The sequence below is a fragment of the Eubacterium coprostanoligenes genome (assembly GCF_900167205.1).
GTDB lineage: Bacteria > Bacillota > Clostridia > Oscillospirales > Acutalibacteraceae > Eubacterium_R > Eubacterium_R coprostanoligenes.
The window spans coordinates 1-19,006 of the sequence record NZ_FUWW01000021.1; the positions used below are offsets into that span (position 1 = coordinate 1).

General features: G+C 41.3%; 23 protein-coding genes, 2 tRNA genes and 1 pseudogene. 12 read left to right on the forward strand and 14 right to left on the reverse strand.

Annotated features, from left to right (window positions below):
- Positions 1-211, forward strand: a pseudogene (locus tag B5D29_RS07655) (integrase core domain-containing protein); the annotation flags it as partial.
- A gap of 211 nt (positions 212-422) precedes the next feature.
- Entirely contained in the window at positions 423-557 is a 135-nt protein-coding gene (locus B5D29_RS08845; protein ID WP_273339237.1) for a hypothetical protein, read from the forward strand.
- A 210-nt stretch (positions 558-767) separates the two neighbouring features.
- On the opposite strand, the gene B5D29_RS07660 is transcribed toward B5D29_RS08845, so the two are convergent.
- Genes B5D29_RS07660 through lexA form a run of 7 tightly spaced genes read right to left on the reverse strand, consistent with a single transcriptional unit; the run spans position 768 to position 6,451 of the window.
- Positions 768-1,712, reverse strand: coding sequence for a biotin--[acetyl-CoA-carboxylase] ligase (locus B5D29_RS07660; RefSeq protein WP_078768988.1), 945 nt, complete (start codon positions 1,710-1,712; stop codon positions 768-770).
- A 24-nt stretch (positions 1,713-1,736) separates the two neighbouring features.
- Positions 1,737-2,600, reverse strand: a complete 864-nt coding sequence (locus B5D29_RS07665; protein WP_078768989.1) for a DegV family protein — start codon at positions 2,598-2,600, stop codon at positions 1,737-1,739.
- Positions 2,601-2,603: 3 nt separating this feature from the next.
- Positions 2,604-3,887 carry a hypothetical protein gene (locus tag B5D29_RS07670; RefSeq protein ID WP_078768990.1) on the reverse strand — a complete coding sequence of 428 codons (1,284 nt, stop codon included), beginning with the start codon at positions 3,885-3,887 and terminating at the stop codon, positions 2,604-2,606.
- Between the two features lie 24 nt (positions 3,888-3,911).
- Positions 3,912-4,502 carry an HAD family hydrolase gene (locus B5D29_RS07675; protein ID WP_159443441.1) on the reverse strand — a complete coding sequence of 197 codons (591 nt, stop codon included), beginning with the start codon at positions 4,500-4,502 and terminating at the stop codon, positions 3,912-3,914.
- 1 nt (position 4,503) lies between these two features.
- Positions 4,504-5,004, reverse strand: coding sequence for a deoxycytidylate deaminase (locus tag B5D29_RS07680; protein ID WP_078768992.1), 501 nt, complete (start codon positions 5,002-5,004; stop codon positions 4,504-4,506).
- Positions 5,005-5,020: 16 nt separating this feature from the next.
- Positions 5,021-5,839, reverse strand: a complete 819-nt coding sequence (locus B5D29_RS07685; protein WP_078768993.1) for an Mrp/NBP35 family ATP-binding protein — start codon at positions 5,837-5,839, stop codon at positions 5,021-5,023.
- Positions 5,840-5,860: 21 nt separating this feature from the next.
- Positions 5,861-6,451 carry a transcriptional repressor LexA gene (gene lexA / locus B5D29_RS07690; protein WP_078768994.1) on the reverse strand — a complete coding sequence of 197 codons (591 nt, stop codon included), beginning with the start codon at positions 6,449-6,451 and terminating at the stop codon, positions 5,861-5,863.
- A 223-nt stretch (positions 6,452-6,674) separates the two neighbouring features.
- Between lexA and B5D29_RS07695 the strand changes: the two genes are divergently transcribed.
- Positions 6,675-6,751 (forward strand) — tRNA-Met (locus tag B5D29_RS07695).
- Between the two features lie 4 nt (positions 6,752-6,755).
- Positions 6,756-6,830 (forward strand) — tRNA-Glu (locus tag B5D29_RS07700).
- Positions 6,831-7,046: 216 nt separating this feature from the next.
- Here B5D29_RS07700 and B5D29_RS08800 read toward each other — a convergent pair.
- Both B5D29_RS08800 and B5D29_RS07710 read right to left on the reverse strand, forming a co-directional pair.
- Complete coding sequence (locus tag B5D29_RS08800; protein ID WP_423240863.1) at positions 7,047-7,175, reverse strand: NADPH-dependent FMN reductase family protein; 129 nt, start codon at positions 7,173-7,175, stop codon at positions 7,047-7,049.
- A gap of 270 nt (positions 7,176-7,445) precedes the next feature.
- A complete protein-coding gene (locus B5D29_RS07710; protein WP_078768995.1) occupies positions 7,446-8,609 on the reverse strand; it encodes a M14 family zinc carboxypeptidase in 1,164 nt (387 codons plus the stop codon).
- A gap of 648 nt (positions 8,610-9,257) precedes the next feature.
- On the opposite strand from B5D29_RS07710, the gene B5D29_RS08615 reads away from it, so the two are divergent.
- The 6 genes from B5D29_RS08615 to B5D29_RS07740 all read left to right on the forward strand — a co-directional run bounded on the left by B5D29_RS08615 (position 9,258) and on the right by B5D29_RS07740 (position 11,259).
- Positions 9,258-9,521: a helix-turn-helix domain-containing protein gene (locus B5D29_RS08615; RefSeq protein ID WP_159443442.1), complete on the forward strand. Its 264-nt coding sequence runs from the start codon at positions 9,258-9,260 to the stop codon at positions 9,519-9,521.
- Positions 9,522-9,600: 79 nt separating this feature from the next.
- Positions 9,601-10,143 carry a rubrerythrin gene (rbr, locus tag B5D29_RS07720; RefSeq protein ID WP_078768996.1) on the forward strand — a complete coding sequence of 181 codons (543 nt, stop codon included), beginning with the start codon at positions 9,601-9,603 and terminating at the stop codon, positions 10,141-10,143.
- Positions 10,144-10,164: 21 nt separating this feature from the next.
- Positions 10,165-10,539 carry a desulfoferrodoxin family protein gene (locus B5D29_RS07725; protein ID WP_005946408.1) on the forward strand — a complete coding sequence of 125 codons (375 nt, stop codon included), beginning with the start codon at positions 10,165-10,167 and terminating at the stop codon, positions 10,537-10,539.
- An 87-nt stretch (positions 10,540-10,626) separates the two neighbouring features.
- Positions 10,627-10,785 carry a rubredoxin gene (locus B5D29_RS07730; protein ID WP_078768997.1) on the forward strand — a complete coding sequence of 53 codons (159 nt, stop codon included), beginning with the start codon at positions 10,627-10,629 and terminating at the stop codon, positions 10,783-10,785.
- A 20-nt stretch (positions 10,786-10,805) separates the two neighbouring features.
- Positions 10,806-10,988, forward strand: a complete 183-nt coding sequence (locus B5D29_RS07735; RefSeq protein ID WP_078768998.1) for a hypothetical protein — start codon at positions 10,806-10,808, stop codon at positions 10,986-10,988.
- A gap of 4 nt (positions 10,989-10,992) precedes the next feature.
- Positions 10,993-11,259: a hypothetical protein gene (locus tag B5D29_RS07740; RefSeq protein ID WP_078768999.1), complete on the forward strand. Its 267-nt coding sequence runs from the start codon at positions 10,993-10,995 to the stop codon at positions 11,257-11,259.
- Positions 11,260-11,406: 147 nt separating this feature from the next.
- Here the strand turns inward: B5D29_RS07740 and guaA are convergent, their stop codons facing one another.
- From guaA to B5D29_RS07765, 5 genes are all read right to left on the reverse strand, one after another.
- On the reverse strand, positions 11,407-12,951 hold the full coding sequence (guaA, locus tag B5D29_RS07745; RefSeq protein WP_078769000.1) for a glutamine-hydrolyzing GMP synthase: 1,545 nt from the start codon (positions 12,949-12,951) through the stop codon (positions 11,407-11,409).
- A gap of 230 nt (positions 12,952-13,181) precedes the next feature.
- Positions 13,182-13,508 (reverse strand): HepT-like ribonuclease domain-containing protein, encoded by a 327-nt coding sequence (locus B5D29_RS07750; RefSeq protein ID WP_078769001.1) that lies wholly within the window; start codon positions 13,506-13,508, stop codon positions 13,182-13,184.
- Entirely contained in the window at positions 13,501-13,974 is a 474-nt protein-coding gene (locus tag B5D29_RS07755; RefSeq protein WP_078769002.1) for a nucleotidyltransferase domain-containing protein, read from the reverse strand. The genes B5D29_RS07750 and B5D29_RS07755 overlap by 8 nt, the downstream gene beginning before the upstream one ends.
- Before the next feature lie 224 nt (positions 13,975-14,198).
- The gene (gene prmA / locus B5D29_RS07760) at positions 14,199-15,149 is read right to left on the reverse strand and encodes a 50S ribosomal protein L11 methyltransferase (RefSeq protein WP_242941764.1); all 951 of its coding nucleotides are present in this window, start codon (positions 15,147-15,149) and stop codon (positions 14,199-14,201) included.
- 15 nt (positions 15,150-15,164) lie between these two features.
- Positions 15,165-16,124 carry a 3'-5' exoribonuclease YhaM family protein gene (locus B5D29_RS07765; protein WP_078769003.1) on the reverse strand — a complete coding sequence of 320 codons (960 nt, stop codon included), beginning with the start codon at positions 16,122-16,124 and terminating at the stop codon, positions 15,165-15,167.
- A gap of 457 nt (positions 16,125-16,581) precedes the next feature.
- Between B5D29_RS07765 and B5D29_RS07770 the strand changes: the two genes are divergently transcribed.
- Both B5D29_RS07770 and B5D29_RS07775 read left to right on the forward strand, forming a co-directional pair.
- Positions 16,582-17,421, forward strand: coding sequence for an SDR family NAD(P)-dependent oxidoreductase (locus B5D29_RS07770; protein WP_078769004.1), 840 nt, complete (start codon positions 16,582-16,584; stop codon positions 17,419-17,421).
- Positions 17,422-17,511: 90 nt separating this feature from the next.
- Positions 17,512-18,960, forward strand: coding sequence for an MFS transporter (locus B5D29_RS07775; RefSeq protein WP_078769005.1), 1,449 nt, complete (start codon positions 17,512-17,514; stop codon positions 18,958-18,960).
- Positions 18,961-19,006: the final 46 nt, after the last annotated feature.

Sequence of the window (19,006 nt, forward strand, 5' to 3'; positions counted from 1 at the left end):
ACCAAGAACACCTTGGCATAACGGAAAGGTTGAAAGAAGCCACAGAAATGACCAAGAAAGATTTTACAATTATTTGAGCTTTTACTCTTACGATGATTTAATTGTTCAAATGAAACAATATCTCAAACGTTCAAACAACATACCTATGTCTGTTTTGGGTTGGAAATCACCATTACAAAAACGAGCAGAACTCGAATACATCGTTGATTAAAGCCGCCGACAATGTGATGATTTCACTTCGCTACGCTCCGTTTAATCATCACATTGTCCTTTTCCCAATACTTTTTATTTTAATATCTCGGTGTCACATCATTGACAAATGAACATATTTTACATAAAAATATTAAAAAAACCGCAAAATACTATTGATTTTCTCGGCAAAAATGTATATAATAAGATTATCGATCCTTTGGAGGTGGGTTATGAGCAAAGAAGCACTTATAATTGCAATCCTTATAGCGCTTATCATCCTTTGGTTTACTGAAACCCTCGGGATGCAAAAAACCTCACGAATTCTCGCCGGAGCGATTGATCTTGGTTTCGCAGTATTGCGCTGACAATACTATCTTGATAATAATAAAAAGACGCATTCTTCCCAAATCGGATGCGTTTTTTTATTTTGTCAAAATAAAATTGCCGTGGGTTGATACCTGCGGCATTTTTAGAACCATTTTATTCTAACTTAACCCCTCAGTCGTGAAAACACGATAGCTCCCCTTGCAACAAGGGGAGCCAATCAAAAAAAATAATTGCGTGTTTCGGGAACTTTATCTTGTTCTGACGGTGATTTCGCCGGAGCGGAGAGTTTCGTGAGTGCCGTCTGCGAGAACGACCTCAAGTCCGCCGACATCATCAATGCCCACAGCAGTTGCGGGAATAACAATTCCGTTTTTGATAAAATTAATTTCCTTGCCGACAATCATACTGTGTGAGCGATAATAATCAATGAACGCTTCATAATCGCCTGTCACAATTCCGTTCAACTCATTTGCAACGGTTGCGATAAACTCGGCTCTTTTGACCGGTGCTTCAAGGCACGATGCGTTTTGCACATCTGACGGAAAGCTGTGAGTTTTGAGGTTTACGCCGATACCTATTATAACAGAGGCGACCGTTTGGGTTTCAAAATCTGTTACAGCCTCGGTTAATATGCCACAAATCTTTTTGCCGTCAACATAAACATCATTCACCCACTTGATTTGCGGAGTGACATCAGTCAGCTTTTCAATAGCTTTGCACACGGCAACGGAAGCGGCAGTTGTGGCAGTGACGGCATTTTGAAGTTTTGCCATAGGATGAACAACAAGGCTCATATAAATTCCGGTTTTTGCCGGAGAATAAAAACTTTTGCCCTGTCTGCCTCTGCCTGCAGTCTGCTCTTCGCCAACAACAAGCAACGGCTTTGAATCGCCGTCAACAATAATTCGCTTTGCCTGATTGTTGGTCGAATCAATACTTTCGTAAAAAGCAATGTCGCAGTCAAAATCTATATATCTTTTAAGTTCGTTTTCGTTCAAAATATCATTACTTGAATCGAGCATATACCCACGGTTGGTTACGGCTTCGATTGTGTAGCCGTCAGCCTGAAGCGTCTTGATGGCTTTCCACACACCTGCTCGGCTTTTGCCAAGGCTCTGTGCAAGTTCTTCACCGCTGACATATTCACCGCTATGCTCGGTCAAATAATTCAAAATTTCTTCTTTAAGTGCCATATTATTAATTACATTATATATCTGTTATTTTTTGATATAGAAAATTGCAAGCGTTTTTGGCCCGCAATGAGATGAAATTGTGCAACCTGCATCGGTAACAATGACCTGATTGAACTTGTCTTTGCCCTCAATGACGCCCTTTGCAAAAGCCAAAGTTTTTGGAGATACTCCGCCACTTTCCGCAATAACAACACGGTCAGGCTCAATTCGTTTTATCTCATTCATTCTGTCGGTGATGTACTGCTTATAAACAATATCAGTCTTGCCACGATATTTCTTTGCCACCTCAAGTTTGCCTGTTTGGTTATCAACAGCAATAGACGGTTTGATGCCGAGAACATTTGCACCGAATCTTGCAACAGTTGAACATCTGCCACCTTTGTGGAGATATTCAAGTCCGTCAAGGACAAAAGTTGCGCTCACCTTTGGCACAAGTTTTGTGACTTTGTCGGCAATTTTTTTGGCATCCAAGCCCTTTGCACGAAAATCGCAAGCCTTGAGAACCAAAAGTCCCTGTGCGGTGCAAAGCGTTTTTGAATCAACGCAATAGACATTATCAAGCTCGCTTGAAGCAACGCTCGCATTTTGGAACGATGACGAAAGACCTGATGAAAATCCGATGTGAACAACCTTTTTGCCCTCGTCAACAATTTTTTTGAACACCTCATAATATTCTGCCGGAGTAACCGCCGAGGTTTTTGGTAGCTCGCCTGTTTTGTCAACATACGCATAAATATCGGCAGGTTTGATGTCAACTCCGTCACGATACACGCTGTCGCCCAAAAGAACAGTCAACGGAATGACCGTGATTTCGTTTTCCTCAATCAATTCTTGTGGCAAATCGCAGGTAGAATCGGTTGTAATCGCAATATCCTTAATATTTGTCATTTATTACTTAACTCCAAAATTAATTTTAATCTTACTTATGTTCTCCCTCTTATACGGTTGGTCAAGTTTTATGGTCAAAATTTCTGTCTTTTCAGAGCTTTGCGAAACTGAAGCGGTATACGCAACATCGAATTCGGTTTCTGTCAAATCTCCCTTTTGTGTAATTTTGACAGAAAAATCGTTTTTCTTAACAAGGCTCTTTTTAAAAGTATAACCCTTTTTTGCGTAAAGCAACACTTCATCTTGAAGAATAACAACGCCTGCAAGCTTGTTCAAATCGCTTGAATTCTTTGAAAAGTCCTCTGTTTCAAGCTCGGAATCAACATTTCCCTCAAACTGAACATAATCAATAGTGGCATCTCCGCCGGTGGACTTGCTTGCGTTTTTCCACACAGACTGCCATTCCTTGTTGTCGTAGTCATATCTGAATGCGCCGTATTCCATATTCGGCTTAAACGACATGGTTCTTGGAATGATATAGATATAATAGCTCTTATATTTAACGCAAAGCATGCATTTTACATAGCCTGCCTGCTGTACAACATCTGTATCCTTATATTTTATTGTTATCGGGAATGTAACATAAACGCCGTCTTTTTCGACTGTATATTCAGCCGCACCACGCTCCCATCCGTCAATTGAATAAAACTCACCTGTTGGACTTTGCAAAACATGGAACGAATTATAATAAGAATTTGACGGAACGCCTGTTATTCTGTCATAATTAACCGTATCATTAATATGACACATTGCAAAATAACCAAGCTTTTTGCAAAGCTTTGATTGGCTGACTTCTATATTTACACTTTCATCAACTATTTGTTTTGTTGAAGACCTTGTCAAAGCATTAACCTTATATTTAAGTGTGCCATCCCCATTATCTATTTCTGAAAGAATATAAACACCGTAAACATAACTGCCGTCCTCATTAATATCACTGACAGCCTTAACAATTATTTTATCCACCGGGTCATCATCCATATGTCTAAAATAAAGATTTGGCTTTTCAACATCAATATACGGGCTCCAATTTTCAAAGAAATAGTCAACACCCTTGTGCACCATAACTATTTTGTTGCCCTGCTTATAAAAATGGTAATCTCTCTTTTTGTTTTCACAAAGAAGAATTCTGTCGCTGTCCTTTTCGGTTGCGGCAACCTTGCTGACTGTGGCCAACTGCGCCGTGCTTCTGTCGGTTTTGACCGCCTTTTCGGCAACAAAATATGATGCAAACACAGAGCAGAGCGCAAGCAACAATACTAAAAATACATCGGCAAATTTTCTCATCAAAAATTCTCGTTTCTGTTAATTTTAATCTGAATAAACATCCTTGTAATTAAACGGCACTTTTTTGCTGTGCTCGATATGATAGCACTGATTCTGCGCAAGTGAAAAAATGTACTTGTCGTGTCTGTAAGAATCGGAATAAACATCCATAACTTCCAAATCTTCAGGCTTATGCATCTCGTAAAGACGGCGCACTTTTTCCTCGGCTCTGCAGTTTTTGCCAATAATAACGCCTGTCTTTCTGTTATGACGAGAGCAAATAAGCTCATCAACTTTCAAGCGGTTTGCAATTTCTTCAAGCAAAAAATCAGGGCTTGCACTTATAATAATGCTGTATCTTTTTCTCTCAAGAAACCATGGATGCACCTTGTTTATGTACTTGTCCCAAAATTTCTTGACAGCCTTTTCTGTCGGTATCATAGGCAAATAGAGATAGCAAGTGCGTTTGAACTCGGTAAATCCAATTAAGCCAAGTCCCAAAAGCAAGCCTGCAACCGCAACGATAGGCAAAATAATTATACACCACGGATAGTGGATCATACAGTACATAAAAAACAACGAGCCACTGTCAAACGGAACTATTGTTTTGTCAAAATCATAAATATCAATCTGCATATTATACATCACTTTCGTCAAATGAAATTTTCAAATTTTTGTGTGTTGGGGTGAATTTTGTCAACTTAACACCTGCTGACAAGAACATCTTTTTGCTGGCAATAGTGCTTTCTGTTTCGGCATACTTGTCGGACATATAGACAACCTCTTTTATTCCGCTTTGGATAATTGCCTTGGCACATTCATTGCACGGAAAAAGTGCAACATAAATTCTTGAACCGCTGAGATTGTGACCGCCCGAATTCAAAATTGCATTAAGCTCTGCGTGGCAAACAAACGGATACTTTGTGTCGTTTGAACAATCAGCACTTCTCTCCCACGGATACTCGTCATCACTGCAACCACGAGGGAAGCCGTTGTAGCCGACAGACATAATCTTGTTGTCATCGCTGACGATACAAGCGCCAACCTGCGTGCTCGGGTCTTTGCTCCTCATAGATGAAAGAAGCGCAATGCCCATAAAATATTCATCCCACGAAATATAATTTTCTCTCTTTGGCATATACTGTTCTCCTCAATTAATCAAGTGCAGAAACAAACTCATCAAGCTGTGGGCATTCAACATCCTCAACTCTGCCTTCGTCAACAAGTTTTGCAACATTTGGGTCAATCGGAAGTTTTGCAAGAACAGGAACTCCAAGCTCTGCGGCGGTTTCGTCAATCTGACTTTCACCGAAAATGTTATGCTTCTTGCCACAATCAGGGCATTGATAATAGCTCATATTTTCAACCAAGCCAAGCACAGGAACATTCATTATCTTTGCCATATTAAATGCCTTGTTGACAATCATCTTTACCAAATCCTGCGGAGTTGTGACAATAACAATTCCGTCGACAGGGAGGCTCTGGAACACTGTGAGTGCGACATCGCCTGTTCCCGGAGGCATATCAACAAAGAGATAGTCAAGTTCGCCCCAATTTACATCAGTCCAAAACTGCTCAATAACACCCGAAATAACAGGACCTCTCCAAACAACAGGTGAGTTGACATCTTCAAGAAGAAGGTTGATTGACATCATTTTTACACCGGTTTTTGTTACGGTCGGCAAAAGTCCGGTTTCGTCCTGCATTGCTCTTGATGTGATGCCAAAAGATTTTGGCACTGACGGACCTGTAATATCAGCGTCAAGAACGCCAACCTTAAGACCTGCCTTTTGGCATTTTGCGGCAAGCAAACAGCTTACAAGGCTTTTGCCTACACCGCCCTTGCCTGATACAACACCGATAACCTTTTTGATGTTTGAATTCTTATTCATCGGCTTCAAAAAGCTCTGTGGCTCTTTTCTATCTGCGCAGTTGCTCGAACAACTTGAGCAATCATGTGTACATTCACTCATTTTTTCCACTCCTAAAATATATTAATAAGTTCTAATTACCATATTCACCTTGCCCAAAATCGCAACCTCGTTTACAATAATAGGCTCGTAAGCATCATTTTCAGGTTGAAGCCTAAAATGACCTTTTTCTTTGTAAAATCTCTTGACCGTTGCCTCGTCACCGATAAGTGCAACAACGATTTCACCGTTCAGGGCAACCGGAGTTTGCTCAACCACAACGGTGTCGCCGTCCAAAATTCCGGCATTGACCATTGAATCTCCCCTAACCTTGAGGGCAAACATATTTTGTCCCTTGTTTTTGACAGGAACAGGGATATAATCCTCTATGCTTTCAACCGCCAAAATCGGCTGACCTGCTGTAACCGTGCCGACAAGAGGCACATGGTATGCCTTTGTGTCGTAGCCCTTTATGCGAATAGTTCTTTTCATCAAAGGGTCACGCTCGATATAGCCGGCTTCTTCAAGAGAATTGAGCATATACTGTGCGGATGACGGTGAACGATAGCCCAATGCAGTTTCAATTTCTCTTACAGTCGGCGCAACGCCTCTTTCATCCAGACATTCCTTAATAAAGTCAAGGCATTTCTGTTGTTTTGCACCCAGCTTTTTCATTTACCCCTCCGATATTAATTATAATATACTTAATTTTATACATCTTATATATTCAATATACTATCACCCCACAAGGTCAAAGTCAAACAAATGTTCCCCATTTAATAAAAAATTTAAAAAAACTGCGGTTTATGAGCCAAATTTTACACTTTTGAAAAAATTTTTTAAAAAAGTGTTGACAAAAGAGCCGTTTTACGCTATACTCTTGCTTGCAAGTCAAAACGGCTTTATAGCTCAGTTGGCTAGAGCATGCGGTTCATACCCGCAGTGTCACTGGTTCGAATCCAGTTAAAGCCACCAATTCGGCCCGGTGGTCAAGAGGTTAAGACACCGCCCTTTCACGGCGGTAACACGGGTTCAATTCCCGTCCGGGTCACCACAGAAGGAACATCGTTTGATGTTCCTTTTTTATTTTGCAACAAAGTATAACAAAAAGCGAACGACATAGCCGTTCGCCTTTTGCTTATTGGATTAGGAGTAGAGAAATATGAACAATTTCACTTTTGAACCAAGTTTAAAATGTTCCAAATATCTTCAACAACCGTTAAAAACATTTGGAGCAATTTAAGCCGAAACTTAAATTGTTCGTAAAGTACTAAGCCGGCATTTTTCCCAATTCTTCGCATTTTGCAATTGCTTCGTCATCCGGCGCATCATTGCAAATCACGCTGTCGCAAACCAAATCTGCACCGATAGATTTGCAGTCCTCCTCCCAAGTTTGCATCCATTCACCGTTGCCCCGGCCGTACGAACCAAAAAGTGCGAATATTTTGCGTAGTAAGTTAGCGTATGCTAACCGTACTATCAAAAAAATAAAAGCATTTTGCTTTATATGTTTTGACTTTCGCTTGTTTTATCAGTTAGCCTCCGCTAACTACAAACACATAATACCATTCATCCGTGCATTTGTCAACACTTTTTTTAAAAAATTTCGGAACGCTCTCACGCCCCGAAATTTATTAAAAGCCAAAACTTATACAGCCATATAGTACAATCAGTATTTTTTTACAATATTTTTAATCATCTTAATATCTTTTTTTGTGCTGACGGAAGATGTGTTTTTATATTCCAAAAGAGCCACCGGAATTCCGAGTTCTCTGTGCACCCAGCCGATTGCAAATCCTTGGTTATAACAATACACATCATTTTGTGTTCTTCTCAAATTATGACTGCTTCTTATGATTCTGTTCAGTTTTCTTGAACCTATAACCTGATTTTCCCAGCCGTGACAATTAATATACAAATCAGTGTCGCTTTTCAAAATATACTTTTTCAAAGCCCTTGTTTCTTTGCCTCTAAAGCGTCTGAAATCACGGTTCATATCAACATGCTTTGCCGTGCATCTTCCAAAGGCTCTTGAGTTTGCCCTGCTGTTGTTTCTGCCGTCGAATGTTCCGTCGGGATTGGCGCAAACAACGATAATCAGCCTGTAATTCTTCAATGTTGATGAATGTTCGGTAAAGTACTTAACAAGCCTTACAGCCTCTTTCACAAGAACCTTCCCGTCCCTATAATATTCATCCTCGAAGCCGTGAATGGCAAAATCAATAAACAGTGTTTTTTTATACTTATTGTTTTTAGACTTGTTATAAATCTCATACGCTTCAAGCGGTTTGCCCATAACAGACTTTCCGTAAACCACTCTTTTCAAGTTGCTGTGAGTGAGCGACATTTTTGCTATACCCTTGCAATACGGCAACACTTCTCCCTTGATAGTCAAAGGTTTATCATTCTTTTTATTGTTATCAGGCTTACTCTCGTGAATGTCGTTTTCAATAGCTTTATTGACAGTAATCGTTATATTATAGGTTGCTGTGACCACTTCGTTAATTCCATATGACGGTGTGTCGTCATAATACTCATTGTAATAATTATCACAACTATACGACTCTACGGTGAAAGTTATCACACCTTCGTTGACAGCCACAATTTTTTGCCCGTCAACAATAGACACAACATCACTGACCTCGGAACACACTCGAAAATTCTCCTCTTTATGACTTTCGGGAAGCAGGCTTTTGATTTCAACCTCGTCACCGATATTCATTGTATGTTCCAAGTTGTATACTTCATCATCGGCAAATGCGCACACAGGGAATGAAAAAAGCACGACAAAAATTAAAAGTACTGTAGTAAATCTGATTATTGATTTTTTCATTTGTTTCTCTCCTTTTCTAACAGAATATTTTATCACATCTTGTCAAAAAAGAAAAGTATTTTTCTAAAAAAATACGACACATTATCTTATATAAAAATAATGCATCGTATAATTTTAAACATAATTTAGTTTTTTCAGATGTTTATTCCCACTCTTTTTCGAGATTATAATTTGTACTATTTTATCTCTATTTCAAGCCATTTTAGTACTGTTTTAGCGTTGTTTTTCTTTGTCTTATTCTCTTTATCATCACTTTCTATTTTTAGCTGTCCTGCACAACTGCACGGAAGTGATCTTCACAGTGGAGAATATAGCTGATGACAGTTTCCATGTGCATCCACACCATATCCTCCAAAACGACTGCACGGATGTAGTGGGATTTGCATTTTTCATCGTTCTTACGATGAGTGGAAGCAAATTCATCATGCCCTGCGAAGTTCTGTCAAATGTAGATAATCTGATAATACGATTATGGCTTATATGTAGCTTTTGACTCCGAATATCAGCCAGCATCTATATGAGGACAGAAATTGTAGCAGCTTTTGAAAAGAATATTGCTTTTTCCTGCATAAAGTGCTATAATTTGGTATATACTGAAAACAGAAGGAGAAAAGCGTCCATGCCAAGACCGCCACGGTGCCGTTGGATTTGTGGCGCACCACAAGTCGAGACATTTTGCTCCAACGGGGGGGCGAGAATACCGAGCCAATCCTGCTGACACCGGACGAGTACGAGGTCATTCGGCTGGTTGACTTGGAGCAGCAGACCCATGAGCAGATCGCCCAGCACATCAGCTTGGCACGGGAGACAGCGGCACGGATGCTCAAAAGCTTCTCGGAGAACGGACCGGTGGAGCTGAAGCGTGATGCAATCACGCTGCGGGATAAGAACAGAATAAATCGTCTAAAATAAAAAAGAATGTGACTTCGTCACATAAGAAAATCATAAATTTGCTACAATAAAAGCAAAAAAACAGGAAGGAGTATCTACCATGAAAGAAACGAAATACGCAGGGACTCAAACCGAAAAAAATCTGATGGCTGCCTTTGCCGGTGAGTCCGAGGCGCGCAACAAGTACACCTATTTTGCATCCAAGGCCAAGAAGGAAGGATACGAGCAGATCGCGGCGCTGTTCCTCAAAACCGCTGATAATGAGAAGGAACACGCCAAGCTGTGGTTCAAAGAGCTGAATGGCATTAGTGACACCGCCGAAAACCTTCTCTCCGCCGCTGAGGGCGAGAACTACGAGTGGACGGATATGTACGATGGCTTTGCCAAAACAGCCGATGAGGAAGGTTTCCATGAGCTGGCCCAGCGTTTCCGCCTGGTTGCCGCCATTGAAAAGCACCACGAGGAGCGCTACCGTGCCCTGCTGCACAATGTGGAGATGGCGGAGGTCTTTGCCAAGAGCGAGGTCAAGGTGTGGGAGTGCCGCAACTGCGGGCATATCGTGATCGGCGAGAAGGCCCCGGAAGTTTGCCCTACCTGCAACCATCCCCAGAGCTATTTTGAAATTCACGCAGAAAACTATTAAAGAAAGAAAAGAAGAATTATCATGGAGCAGAAGTTTTACATTTGCAAGCATTGCGGTAACATCATTGCCAAAGTTAAGGACGCAGGCGTCCCTGTCGTCTGCTGCGGCGAGCCGATGAGCGAGATCGTTCCCGGCACCACCGATGCCGCCGTGGAGAAGCACGTCCCTGTCTGGACGGTGGAAAACGGCATCGTTCATGTCAAGGTTGGCTCTGTGGAGCATCCCATGCTTCCGGAGCACTACATCGAATGGGTATCTCTCCAGACCAAGCAAGGCAATCAGCGTAAGGAACTGCATCCCGGCGAAAAACCGGAGGTCTGCTTCGCTCTCTGCGAGGGCGATGAGGTCGAAGCGGTCTACGCCTATTGCAACCTCCACAGTCTGTGGAAAGCGTGATCGTTTCTGATAAAAAAGCGACAAGTTAACCGAATATTATTAAAAATAGACATATCATGATACAAAAAAAGAAAGGATAATTTCATTATGAAATATGTATGCGATGTTTGTGGTTGGGAATACGACGAAGAAAAGGGCTATCCGGAAGGCGGAATTGCACCGGGTACAAAATGGGAAGATATTCCGGATGATTTTGAATGCCCTTTATGTTCAGTTGGCAAAGACCAGTTTTCTGTGGTTGAGTAAGAAAGTACAACAAAACCGAAATGATAAATGCGTGGGCAGAACAGGCTGAAAAATACCGCAAAGGCGACATCAGCCGTGAGGACTATGACAAGTGGCGTTATAACTATCCGAAATATGATGAAACTTCTGGTTATGTAAGAGTGCCGTCGCAGGGCCTAAGTGATATGTTGATTAACGCATTAAAAAAGGAACAGAAGGAATAACCATATGAACTATGTAAGCAAAGGTACTGAACTTTGCCTTGCAATCAAGGAACTTGTTTTCGACTATATGAAAAACTCGCCCGATTGTGCAGTATACGCAGATGGGTTAAAGCAAGCCGAGATTTTTCGCCAATGTGGTTTGGATTGGGGCGAGTACCCCAATGCAACCTCATCCAATCAGCAGTATTGGATAGTAGCGCTTCTTAGAGAGCTGGAATCCGAGGGAAAAGTTCAACGTGACGTTGACAGCAAAAAGTGGAGAATCAAATAACAAACAAAAAAGAGCTAACTGACTTCTCAAAAAATCAGTTAGCTCTTTACTTTTACGATAATTCAAATAATGTTGCCATTTTGTTGCCACATAGGGCACAAGCACGGCAAAAAGCCTTTATTTATGGGCTTTTTTAAGGGTGTGAAATCATTCCCACTCAACTGTTCCGGGTGGTTTAGAGGTTATATCATAGACCACTCGATTGATATGAGCGCACTCGTTTGTGATGCGGTTGCTGACTTTGGCAAGAATATCATACGGAATTCTTGCCCAGTCGGCAGTCATAAAGTCATCGGTTGTAACGGCTCTGATGACAACCACATTGTCATATGTTCTGTGGTCGCCCATAACGCCTACGGAGTTGACGCCCGGAAGAACGCAGAAGAACTGCGCAAGGTTGCTCTCGTAACCGTTTTTGCTCATTTCGTCACGGAGTACCCAATCGGCATCCTGCAAAATTCTTACTTTTTCGGCTGTAACTTCGCCGATAATTCTGACGCCGAGACCCGGACCCGGGAACGGCTGACGCCATACAAGCTCGTGAGGAATTCCGAGTTTTTCGCCTACTGCTCTTACTTCGTCCTTGAAAAGGTCGCCGAGCGGCTCAATTGTGTCAATAAACGAAATATCCTTTGGCTTTTCAACCATATTATGATGAGTTTTGATAACGGCAGTCTGTGCCTTGCCGTCACTTTTGCCCTTGCCGGACTCAATTCTGTCAGGATAAATTGTACCCTGTGCAAAGAATCCCTCTGCGGCTCTTGCTCTGACTTCGTCCCAGAATACCTTGTAAAATTCCGTGCCGATAATCTTTCGCTTTTGCTCGGGATCTGTAACGCCCTTTAAACATTCCATAAAGTGCTCGCCGCAATTTACACGAACAAAATTCATATCAAAAAGTTCGGTGAAAGTTTTTTCTACAAAGTCGCCCTCGTCCTTACGCATAAGACCTTGGTCAACAAAAACGCAGGTGAGTTGCTTGCCGACTGCACGGGAAAGCAAGCCTGCTGCAACAGAACTGTCTACACCGCCCGACAAGCCCAAAATTACATGCTTGTCGCCGATTTTTTCACGAAGCTCTTTAACAGTATTGTCGATAAAATTATCCATAACCCAGTCGCCTGAGCACTTGCAAACTTCGTAAAGGAAGTTGTAAAGCACCTGCTTGCCGTACTCGGAATGAGTAACCTCAGGGTGAAACTGAACAGCGTAAATATTCTTTGCCTTGTTCTCCATAGCGGCACACGGACAGTCGTCGGTGTAGCCGATAATTTCAAATCCCTGCGGCGGAGTTGCAATGTAGTCTGTGTGGCTCATCCAAACTACCGACTTTTCAGGCACGCCCTTGAAAAGCACGGAGTCCTTGGCATTGAGTTCAATCTTGCCGTATTCGGACACAGGAGCGGTTTTAACTTCGCCGTCGCCCATCCAAGCGATAAGCTGACAGCCATAGCAAATTCCAAGAATCGGCACACCGAGGTCCAAAATATTCTTTGTATAATGAGGTGACGACATATCAAAAACCGAATTAGGTCCGCCTGTAAAAATAATGCCCTTGTAACCGTTTGCTTTGATAGTTTCAAGCGGGGTGGTATAAGGCAAAATTTCGGCATAAACATGATGGTCACGCACACGACGGGCAATAAGCTGATTGTACTGACCGCCGAAGTCCAAAACTAAAATCTTTTCCATATCTTTCTCGCAATCTAAAAATTTTAAATACACAATTATTATATAGTATATCCCGAATTAATGCAAGGGGATAATACCCCAAAACAAAAAGAACTTTGCATTGCTACAAAATTCTTATGCTAAGTCCTTTAACCCCTCAGTCGCACATAAAGTGCGACAGCTCCCCTTTATTAAAAGGAGAGCCTTGGTCGGTTATTTGATTTTTATTTACAGTTCCGCCCATACGGTATTTAATCAAACATATTTAACAATTCGGGAATGTCATTTTTTAAAGTATCATAAACAACATTCAAATCAACATTTCCATAGTCGTGCACAATACGGTTACGCAATCCCGAAATCGAATTCCATGGAACATTTGCTTTTTTCAATTTATATCCATCGGTTAAACGCTTTGAATTTTCAGATATTTGAATCATTCTAAACATCATCGAATCAAGCAATATATCGTTTTTACCGAATTCCTCCAAAGTCACATCTGCCATATGAAACGAAATAAATCGCAAATCGTTTACTATTTTTTCAATATAATAGCTATCGTTTTTAATGTTATCCATAAATTTTTATACCGTCCCTCAAAATTTCTCGAAGTAATTCAGGATTGTTATTGAGTTGTTTTATATCTAATGCATCAATTTTTTTATTAAGTGCATTTCTCAAATCTTCAACAAGTCCAAAAAATTTCAATCCTCTTTCTTCGGTGCAAATCAACAAATCAACATCGCTGGTTTCTGTTGCTCTGCCCTTTGCATATGAGCCGAAAAGATAACAAAATTCAACATCATAATTCTCAAAAACAGAACCGCATTCATCAATTATATTTTGGATTTCAAGTATTCCGTGTTCCTCATCAACGGGATTAATTAAATTTAGTTGCTCAACAAAATAATTATACTTTATTGTGTCTTTCTTTGATTCATCATTTTCATACGATTTATAAGAACGCAACGAAACACCAAACATATCAGCAACCTGCTGTTGGGTTAAGTTCTTTGATACTCTCAATTTTTTAAGTTCGCTCATAATTGCACCTCTATCGTATTATAGTGCAAAAATTGCACCTTGTCAACATCAAAAGTGCAAAAATTGCGCTTTATGTAAAGTCGGGGTGCAAAATTTATATCAAATTCTTTTAACCCCTCAGTCGCACATAAAGTGCGACAGCTCCCCTTTATTAAAAGGAGAGCCTTGGTCGGTTATTTGATTTTTATTTACAGTTCGCCCCTACGGTGTTAAATACATTAATATTATGCTTTTTTGAGAGCGAAAACGAGCCAGCCGTTGTTTTCGAGGCGTTCCATAACCTCAAAGCCGTTTTGAGCAAAGGAATAAAGCACTTCATCCTCTCGGCTTTCGATAATTCCGCCTGTGATGTAAACGCCGTCATCTGTGAGAAATTCGCCAACCTGCGTGTTGAACTGCATAACAATGTCGGCAACGATATTTGCAACAACAACATTGAACTTGCCGCTCACCTTGTCGGACAAATCGCCCTGAACGGCGGTGAATCTGTCCTCACCAAAGCCGTTTTGGAGTGCGTTCTCCTTGGCAGTTTTGACAGCAAGCTCGTCAATGTCAACTCCGAATGCCGACTTTGCACCGAGAAGAAGCGTTGCGATTGAAAGAATGCCCGAACCGCAACCGATGTCAAGCACGGTGCTGTTTTCGTCAACATATTTTTCGAGCGTTTCGAGGCAAAGCTGTGTTGTTGGGTGAGAGCCCGAACCGAACGCAAGACCCGGCTCAATATCAAGCACCTTGCGGTCGCCCGCATCATAATTTTCTTCCCAAACAGGACGGATAAGTAACTTCTTACCTATCGGCATAGGGTGAAAATACTGCTTCCAATTATTCTGCCAATCCTCCACCTTGCAGTCGGAAATTGTGATTTCGTGCTCAATTCCGAGTGCGTCAAGGCGCTCGCTGATAAACGATGTGGACTCAAGCGGATTTTCATCAGGGTTGATATAAATATGAATTATGCCCTTTGTTCTGTCCTTTTCAAGCAATGATTCCTCAATCAAATCAATGTGGGCAATCTCCATTGTTTCCTCTTCAAGAGCGGAATAATCCTCAATATAAATTCCGTACGGCACAACCATATTTGCAATGTCGCCTGCGGATTCGATGTCTTTTGTGTCAACAGTAACAGCGATTTCTGTCCAGCTGTCCTGCTCAACTGCATTAGTCATTCCCATAATTTTCTCCTTTAATCAGAAATTCACCTTGTGGCCTGGGTCGCCGAGATGGTGATTATACAATTTTCTGTTGTCGAGCGCCCACTGTCTGTCTGAAAAACCGCCTTTTTCAACGCCGTCAATTGCGTTGTTAATCTCATAAATCGTTGCGTCAAGTGAGTCGAGAGTTGACAAGATTTCCGCCTCAAGGAACATTGGACGAACAGCAGCACCGTATTCAGGCACGCCGTGGTGCGACAAAATCATATGCTCAAGAAGTGTAACCTTTTCACCTGAAATTCCAAGTTTTTTAGCGGTTTCTTCAACATACATTGCACCTTTTACAAGGTGGCCGATAAGTTCACCCTCGGTGCTGTAACCGCTTGCAAGTCCCGATTGTGCGGTTTCAAGCTCCCAAGTTTTTGCAACATCGTGAAGAATTGCGCCAGAAAGAAGCAAATCCTTGTTGATGTTTGGATAAATTTTGCAGATTTCCTCTGCCATACGCACGATACTCATTGTGTGGTACATAAGACCGCCGACGATTGCGTGGTGAAGTCGAAGTGCGGCAGGATAGGTCACGAGTTTGTCCTTTTTGTCGTCAATAATTGCAAGCACGATTGCCTTCAAATCTTTGTCCGCAAAAGCCTCAACCCTTTTGTGGAGCATATCAAAAAGCTGTGCACCGCCGACTTCTGCGCTTGGCACGAGGTCGGCAAGGTTGTAATTATCATTTGAAGAAGCAGGACGCATCTGTGAAATTCTGAACTGATCTCTGCCGTTGTATTGTTCGAGATTGCCACGAATTTTGACAATCATATCTGCTGAAAAAATGCCGTTTGGCTGATAATCCCACCATTTTCCGCTCATTTCTCCGTCTTTGTCGCAGATGATGACATCAAGATAAATTGAGCCTGATTTTGTCTTTTTTTCTTCGCATTTTTTGAGGAGCACAAAGCCCTCAACCATGCCGTTTGGCAATTCGTTAAAATTCATAATATATCTCACTTTCGTTTGGTTAATAACAAAAATATGTGCGGTAGGCGAACACAGTTCGCCCCTACGATAAACAATTACATATTAATTATACATTATTAAACATTATATATCAAGTTGATGAACAGAAAATTGTACTTATAATGTCAGACTGCCGATAAAGCCCCTGAAACACGCCAAATACAATTAACATAATAATGCCTCCACTTAAATATAAGCGAAGGAGGCAACACGAAGTGTTGATAGTGGGGCTTTAAAAATGCCGTAGGTATCAAACCTACGGCATTTTTGGCGTTTTTCGTTTTTTGCTCAGTCGAGGTACCACCGTACATCTTCCTTCGCAAGAAAACAAAATTCAGAAACTTTCTCAACAATCTATCTTATAATATAATTGACTTTTAGCAAAAAATGGTGTATTATTATTGAGTATGATAATAAAATAACGGAGGAAACAAATATGAGCACATGTTGGCTTCAAGGCAAGACTGTTGTTGTTACCGGCGCTTCAGGCGGTATGGGTGCAGGCATTGCCGCAACTCTTATTAAAAAACACGGTTGTACTGTTATCGGTGTGGCAAGAAACGAAAAGAAAATGCTTAAGTTCGTTGATGAGCTTGGCGAAACTTATGCAAAGCAGTTTTCTTATGAGCTTTTTGATGTAAGTTCAAAAGAGAATTGGGAAAAATTTGCAGAGGAGCTTCAGGAAAAGGGCGTTAAGGTTGATGTTCTCATCAACAACGCAGGTATTCTTCCAAAGTTCAAGAGATTTGACAGATATTCTTATGAAGAAATCGAAAGAGCTATGAACATCAACTTCTACTCTTGCGTATATTCAGTTAAGACAATGTTGCCAATGCTTCTTCAGTCAAGCACACCGGCTATCATCAATATTGACTCATCTGCTGCTCTTATGACACTTGCAGGCACATCAATGTACTCTGCATCAAAGGCTGCACTTAAGGGCTTCACAGAAGCACTTCGTGTTGAATTCCAAGGCAAGATGTTTGTTGGTCTTGTTTGCCCGGGCTTCACAAAGACAGACATTTTCTCCGGTCAGGGCGATGCTGATATGAGCAACGGCGCAAAGGTTATGGATATGATTTCAACCGACTGCGACAAGATGGTTAAAATGATTATGTTCGGCATTGAGCACAAGACACCTATGCAGGTTCACGGTTTTGATGCACACGCAATGAGCGTTTTCAACCGCCTTATGCCTGTTTACGGCTCAAAGCTCTTCAGCTCAATTATGAGAATGTCAAATGTTGACATTTTCAAGGAAGTATTTTCTGATTAATTTAATTTTGGCAATGATGCCAAGGCAGAATAAATTGTTTCTGTCTTGGCGTTTTATTTTTGAAAATTTTATATTGTGAGGTGTTTTTCTATGAGTGTAGAAACAAAAGATATTTCAAAGCAGAAATATCTGAACTTCAAGGATATTGCAGGCTATTCGTTGGGTTTGTTCGGTTTTCAGGCAATTGTCGGGTTGCTGAACAGCTACCAAGCGGAATTTGACGGCTCAATTTTGGGCGCAAATGTTTCGGTTGTTGCGATTTTGATTTTGATTGCAAAAATCGTTTCTGCCGTTGCCGACCCTGTTGTGGGCAATTTGGTTGACCGCTCAAAGAGTAAGATGGGCAAGTTCAAAAGTATGATTGTTTATTCAATCGTTCCGCTTCTTGTGTTCACGACTGTTGTTTTTGTTGATGTGCCGTTCAAGGAAAACGAGGTTGCAACCTACATTTGGATATTTGGAACATATCTGATTTGGAGCATTGCAATGACGATGGGCGATGTTCCGTCACAGGGAATTGCTGCCGCATTGACACCGAATCCAACGGAGAGGACAAATGTTGTTTCGATTTCTAACACATTCAAGCAAATCGGCTTCAGCGCCTGCGTTGTTATTGTTCCGATTGTTTGCTTAATCATTCCGGGCGGGTCAAAAGTTTTTATCAAATCTGGAGAAACCGACACACCGATGATTGCAAGCGAATATCTCGGCACGGCAATTCTCACGGCGATTTTGGGATGTGCATTGTTTGCTCTTATTCCGTTGCTGAACAAAGAACGAGTTACTGTTGAATCGAGCGAAAAAACGACCGCAAAAGATATGATTTTTGCTCTCAAAGACAACAAACCGTTTATGCTTTTGATTGTGTCGTACTTCTTGGGATTCGGCAGACAAATGGCAATGGGAATTCAGGTTCAGGCTGCAACAGTTATCCTCGGAAGCCAAAATCTTGTTGCGGTTTTGGGAATTGTTACGGCGGTCGGTTCGATGATTAGTATGGCGATTTGTCCGCTGTTAATCAAGAAAATTAACGAGCGAAACGCATATATTTTGCTTTCGGTTTACGGTTTTGTTGCTTCGGTTTTCTCATTTGTAATCGGTTATTTATGGTTCAAGTCACCGAGTAATATGGTGCTTACGATTTTGTTTTATGCAAGTTTATTCCTTATCGGTTTGCAGTTTGGAGCTGTAACGCTTATGCCAATGATTATGACAGCGGACTGCGTGGACTACTACGAATACAAAACAGGCAAACGAATGGAGGGCACTTGCTACTCAATTTTGACATTGACAATCAAGGTTTGCCTTGCTCTCGGCACAGCAGTCGGACTTATATTTGTTCAGGCTTCGGGCTACTATGACGGGCTTGCAAGCGGAACATTTGAACTTGGCACAAAGAACATTATATTCTTTGCATACACTGCTCTACCGGGCATACTTGCACTGCTTTCTGTTATTCCAATGATTAAATATAATGTTGTCGGAGATTTGAAAAACGAAATCAGCGAAACTCTTGCAAAAAAGAGAGAAATTGAATAAAAAATAATACAGACGGTGAGGTTGAACGAAAACCCACCGTCTTTTA